Origin of the sequence: Mycobacterium sp. (assembly GCF_008709575.1) — a bacterium.
Classification (GTDB): Bacteria; Actinomycetota; Actinomycetes; order Mycobacteriales; family Mycobacteriaceae; genus Mycobacterium.
The window spans coordinates 1-5,388 of record NZ_VYIK01000104.1; the positions used below are offsets into that span (position 1 = coordinate 1).

Here is a 5,388-nt window from a genome sequence, read left to right on the forward strand (position 1 = left end):
GGCGTCCTTGACGGTGCGCCGGATCCCGATCACCGTCGACACATCGACGCACCACCTGCGGGCGGCCTCGGCCTGGCTGATCTCTCCGGCGGTAACCTGCAAGAAAATCTCCCACTTCGTCTCCGCCGACAACTTCGACGGGCGGCGCCGACCGTTGCTGGACTCGGGCATGAACTACTCCTCTCGAATCACCCGAGAAGCCTGCCAGCATTGGATAATTTTCCAAGCCCATCTCTGCGGCGAAGTCAGACGCAAACCAACCACCTTGGTGTGTTCATGGGTACCGAATTCGACTTGGTCATTCGCGAACCGCACGAAACCTGGGAGGACTACCATCTAACCCTCCTGTGCCGAAAGGCCTTCGGGGCTTTTAATGGGCCTGGCGGTCAGCTCCAAATGGATGCCGGTTCTTTTCGGGCACAACTTCGCAGATGGGCCGATAACCATCTCCGTGCGGCCGGCGCAGCAGGGCGCAGGCCCGGCGCCAAGAACCCGCTTCTTTGCCTTGCGGTTGATCTCATCCGCGATGCCTGGGGCCCGATAGTGCCGGTCGTGGTCGACCGACCGGCGGCGAACGTGGTGACGTCGCTGAATCGGCTCGGCTGGCTGAAGGACGAGCGGGAGCGATACGAATCAACGACGCGCCTGATCCAAGCGCGTGACCGCGCACTCGACGGCGCAGCAACGGTCAGGGTCGACTTCGAGGCGCTACGCGCCACACCCGCCGTTGTGATCCGTCGCCTCGCCGAAGATCTGCGCCTGGAGGTCACCGAGGCCCAAGTGCAGGCGGCGGCGGACAGCATTGTGCGACCCCGTGAGCAGCGTCGAGAAGCCCACAACGCGGATCCGGCGAAGCATTTGCGCGATCTGCTGCTTGCCAAGCTCAGAGACGACCCCGAGGATGCGCGGTCGGTGTTCTCGCTGGCTCAGACCTACTTTGCTCTGGGCGATTTCGTCAACGCCCGCCAGTGGTATGCACGACGGGTCGAGATGGGCGGTTGGGAGGAAGAGGTCTACTTCGCCATGTGGCAGATCGCTCAGTCGATGGCCCAACTCGGTGCACCGTGGCCGGAGGTTCAAAACGCTTACCTGCGGGCATGGAAGTTTCGGCCGACCCGTGCCGAACCGTTGTATGCCATCGCTTATCGGTACTGCCTCGATCGCCGCTACCGGCTCGGTTACCGGTTTGCCCGGCTGGCCGCCGACATCCCTTTTCCCGACGACCTGCTGGTGTTAGATCCCGAGATCTACGCGTGGCGAGCCACTGACGCGCAGGCGGTGTGCGCGGCCGGGAGCGGCCGGCAGGCCGAGGCGTTCACGCTGTGGCGGCGCCTGCTGGCCCGACCCGACATCAGCGACGCTGATCGACGGCGGATGACAGGCAACCGCGATGTGTGTGCCTCGGCGATGATCACTGCGGCCGCAGCGTACCCCGAGGCGCTGGTGCCGCGGTTGGTCGCCGCGTCCGGCGAGGCCGACGTGGTCGTCAGCCTGCTCGCCGGGCCGGATCGGGGGGCAATCGAGCAGACCCTGAACTCGTTTCTGAACTGTTGTCTGGATGTAGCGCGGGTCGGGCGATTCCTGGCCGTCGTCGCCGGCCTGTGTGCTCAGGATCGCGCAATCCTGCTGCAGCGCTACGGATTTCTCCAGTTTGTCGATCCCGGCCCCGGCGACTGGCCCGGTGCTCGGCTCGCGCAGCTGCGCGCTTCGATCCGCGAACGCTTCTGGCTGCATCTAAGCGACGGTTGGCGTTTCTTCGCTCCCGAGAACTTCATCACCCGCCTCACAGCGGTCCTCAAGGCGGAGGCGCAGGTGTTCCAGGTGGGGATCAACTTCGCCGATGCGGTCACGTTGACCGGTACCTGCGCGGCCGAGCAGGAGGTACGCCGGGCCCCCGCCGCCGGCCGCTACGTTCTTACCGACGCAGTGGCCAGCGGTCCGGCGATGTTCGACACCGCACGTCTGGATCGCGCCGGTGGCCTGCAAGCCACCGACACAGACCCCAGCACCGCGGTGGGGCGGCGGGCGGCGGCCGCCGGACTGCGCACCGCCAGCCTCGACGAGGTCCTCTGCATCAACGTGGCCTGACCCGCCGACCCCGGTGCTCCAGGGGCTACAGCAGCCCGGACAAATCCGACGCCAGCGCAGAAACCAGGCCGGAAAGGTCCCCCAGGCTGCTGGTTGCCAGATCCGCGCCGGCGGTCGAGCTGCCGCCGCCCAGCGCGTTGACGATGTCGTCGAACACCGCGACGGGGAATTGCTCCGTCGCTGTGGCCACTTGGCTGATTCCCGTCTGAATCGCAGTCTCGATCGCCGCGGTATTGCTGCCGAGGATGGCCTCTTGAATGTTGTAGAGGGCTAACTGGGGGGCCTCGATGAGGCTGCGCACGTCCACGACCAGTTCGGTCAGAAGACCCGGAGCCGGGATGGATTCACCGTTCCAGCTGACGATCGTCCAGCCCGCTGTCGGGGATCCCTCAAGAACGACGACGCCGGTGTTGGGCAGGATTGAGCCGCCCGACTCCAGATCGTGGGCGAACAAGGGTAAGAAGATGGACAGATCGGGGTTTTTGGCGTTCATCAGCGTCCAGGTGCTGATCGCCGCCTCGCCGGAAAACGCGACATCGGTGGTCGGGCCGCCGGCGCTCACGGTGTTGTCGTAGATCGTTTGGACAGCGCCGGTGAAGTTCTCGTCGAACTCCATCCCGTTGAGGTCGTTGGAGCCAGGCATCGGCACGTCGAGTAACCCGAACACCCAGGCAGCCAAAGTCACTTCGTACAAGATCCCCCCGAGGCTGATGGCCTGGTCGCCGTTGTAAATACCGCCGGCGATCTCGTCGAGCCCGGGCAATAGCTGCACCGGCTGATCCACCAGCTGGGACAACGGTGCCGCGGTCTCCGGCATCCTGATGTTGTCCCCCGCGTAGATCCCGGCGAAGGGAGCTTCCGGGGCGAGTAGCTTGGCGACGGCGTCCGCCTCCTCCTCACCGGTCGAATTGAGCGGATATCCGGGAAGATACGACCCGATGGTGGACAGGTAGGCCGGCGGACCGTCCGATCCGTGGCGGACGAGGTCCAGCGTGATCTCCTCTTCCCCGGCCACGAGTTGGACCGCGCGCTGCTGCGGCTCATCTGGCGGCGGGACCACCGCAGTGACAGCGATGAGACCGCTGGCCGCGGTGACGAGACCAGCGGTACCAGCAACGAGGTACGGGCGACGAGGTAGCTGCACAGATGTCTCCTTTGACGGCATGCTGATAGAGGCAGTGACTCACGCCGGATATTAACTGAGAACAGCCTGAGGATGACCACCGGCCACTGCGAGTTAGCCGCAGTCAGCTGCCCGCAAACTTGCCGTCGACAACGCCGACCAGGCGAAATCGTCCAACCCGGCAGCCGCTGACTTCCCTCGATGTGTGTGGTCCCGGCTGGGTTCGAACCAGCGACCTTCCGCGTGTGAGGCGGACGCTCTTCCACTGAGCCACGGGACCGCTGCCGGGCGGCGACGTCGAAGACTAGCACGTGCGGCTATAGCCGGGACACTCCGCGCCAGGGCCGGATCTGGCCGAGAAATTTGTGCCGACACCGCGGGTGGACTATCGTCGTGCTTCGCAACGGGCGACGATCTCGTCCGTAGCTCGCGGATGTAGCGCAGTTGGTAGCGCATCACCTTGCCAAGGTGAGGGTCGCGGGTTCGAATCCCGTCATCCGCTCGAAGGTGTGCTAGCGGCATCAATCCCAGCGGTGGAGTGGCCGAGTGGTGAGGCAACGGCCTGCAAAGCCGTGCACACGGGTTCGATTCCCGTCTCCACCTCCACTTGGTCTCCACTTGGTCGGACCCAGGCGCGGTTAGCTCAGCGGGAGAGCGCTTCCCTGACACGGAAGAGGTCGCTGGTTCAATCCCAGTACCGCGCACAGAAGTTTGTGCAGATCACTGCATATATCTAGCCTAACTTATCAATAAGCATCAGCTATTGCATTCGTATTTATCGGCGGCGGCGTTGGCCTACTGACCTGCGCAGTCCCGGGACGATGAGGTCGCTCATCGCGCCTTGGGCCAACTGTGGGATCAAGAAGAAACGCCTCGCTCGTGAAGGGCGCGTGCAGCAAGACAAGGAGTGGCGGGACAGCATAGTAGCTCGCGATTATTCCGAGCAAAAATACGGACAGCTTGGCTGCCTCCCCGACGAATCGATCAGCAGTGACGTTCGTACAAAGGACTGCTTCATTGATGATGGTGTGCATCCACGCCGCCGGAGGGGGATCTTCTGCCCCGGCCAGGCGATTATCCCGTCATTCGTAGCGTCCAGACCGAAGGCGCGGCAACATCCCTGCAGGTCAAGGCAACAATTTCGGCATCCTTTTTCGGGGCGAAGTGACTAGTATTAGCTTCCGTGCCAATTCCTGACTTCCAGACACTGATGCGTCCAGTCTTAGTTGCCATCGAGGGAGATGAGCCCAAGTCGCACGCACAGATTCGGGACCTTGTAGCGCCAACGCTGAACGTCTCCGACGAAGACCGGCAGGTGATGCTGCCGAGCGGCAAGCAGGCGGTTTTCACCAACAGGGTCGCGTGGGCGATAACGCATATGGCTCAGGCTGGACTCCTCGACCGGCCACAACGGGGACGCTACCTCTTGTCTGATCGCGGTAAAACGGTCCTCAAGGAGCACCCTGACCGGGTTGATATATCGGTCTTGGCTCAGTTCCCCGAATACCAGGAATTCCGAGCCCGCAAGACCGAAAAGCACATTGATGAGAAGTCGCACACGGTTGTGTCTGACGAATTGTCGCCAAGCGAGGCAGTCGGCACGATTGTTGAGGAGTCGTACGACATCCTGGCCGCCGAGTTGCTTGAGCGGATCCTCGCTCAGCCACCCGCGTTCTTAGAGATGCTGTCCCTGAAGCTTCTCCGCTCAATGGGGTATGGCGGTCGGGAGGCGCTGCTGGAACATACCGGCAAATCAGGTGATAGCGGTTTGGACGGGTTGGTTCGGCAAGATGCCCTTGGGCTTGACCTGATCGGGGTCCAAGCGAAGCGGTACGGGAAGGAAAACACCGTGCTGCGTCCTGAGATTCAAGCTTTCGTCGGGGCGCTGCAAGGCGCCCAGACGAATCGGGGTGTTTTTGTAACCACTGGACGATTCTCCGATGGAGCAAGGCATTTCGCCGACAGTGTCGGCATGCAGCTGCGCCTCATTGACGGCAGAGAGTTGACCAAGCTCATGGTTCGATACAACGTCGGCGTGCAGATACGCGAAACCTTCGAGTTGAAGCAGATCGACGAGGAAGAGTTCGAAGGATGATCATCCGGGCGTTTTCGCTGTTTCGCCCGGTTTCTGACACGAAAATAACGGTGACCACAAGCTGGTGAGGGCAGGTAGGGGT

At 62.8% G+C, this 5,388-nt stretch carries 3 protein-coding genes and 4 tRNA genes; 5 read left to right on the forward strand and 2 right to left on the reverse strand.

Features of this window, described 5'->3' with window-relative positions:
* Window positions 1-552: 552 nt before the first annotated feature.
* Window positions 553-2,088 carry a glycosyl transferase gene (locus F6Q13_RS16625; RefSeq protein ID WP_293058884.1) on the forward strand — a complete coding sequence of 512 codons (1,536 nt, stop codon included), beginning with the start codon at window positions 553-555 and terminating at the stop codon, window positions 2,086-2,088.
* A 25-nt stretch (window positions 2,089-2,113) separates the two neighbouring features.
* Here F6Q13_RS16625 and F6Q13_RS16630 read toward each other — a convergent pair whose 3' ends face one another.
* Complete coding sequence (locus F6Q13_RS16630) at window positions 2,114-3,232, reverse strand: histidine phosphatase family protein (RefSeq protein WP_293058887.1); 1,119 nt, start codon at window positions 3,230-3,232, stop codon at window positions 2,114-2,116.
* Window positions 3,233-3,419: 187 nt separating this feature from the next.
* Window positions 3,420-3,491, reverse strand: a tRNA-Val gene (locus F6Q13_RS16635).
* Window positions 3,492-3,640: 149 nt separating this feature from the next.
* Between F6Q13_RS16635 and F6Q13_RS16640 the strand changes: the two genes are divergently transcribed.
* The 4 genes from F6Q13_RS16640 to F6Q13_RS16655 all read left to right on the forward strand — a co-directional run bounded on the left by F6Q13_RS16640 (window position 3,641) and on the right by F6Q13_RS16655 (window position 5,306).
* Window positions 3,641-3,713: transfer RNA gene (locus F6Q13_RS16640), tRNA-Gly, on the forward strand.
* Window positions 3,714-3,743: 30 nt separating this feature from the next.
* Window positions 3,744-3,817: transfer RNA gene (locus F6Q13_RS16645), tRNA-Cys, on the forward strand.
* A 26-nt stretch (window positions 3,818-3,843) separates the two neighbouring features.
* Window positions 3,844-3,915: transfer RNA gene (locus tag F6Q13_RS16650), tRNA-Val, on the forward strand.
* A gap of 479 nt (window positions 3,916-4,394) precedes the next feature.
* Window positions 4,395-5,306, forward strand: coding sequence for a restriction endonuclease (locus F6Q13_RS16655; RefSeq protein ID WP_293058890.1), 912 nt, complete (start codon window positions 4,395-4,397; stop codon window positions 5,304-5,306).
* Window positions 5,307-5,388 lie beyond the last annotated feature (82 nt).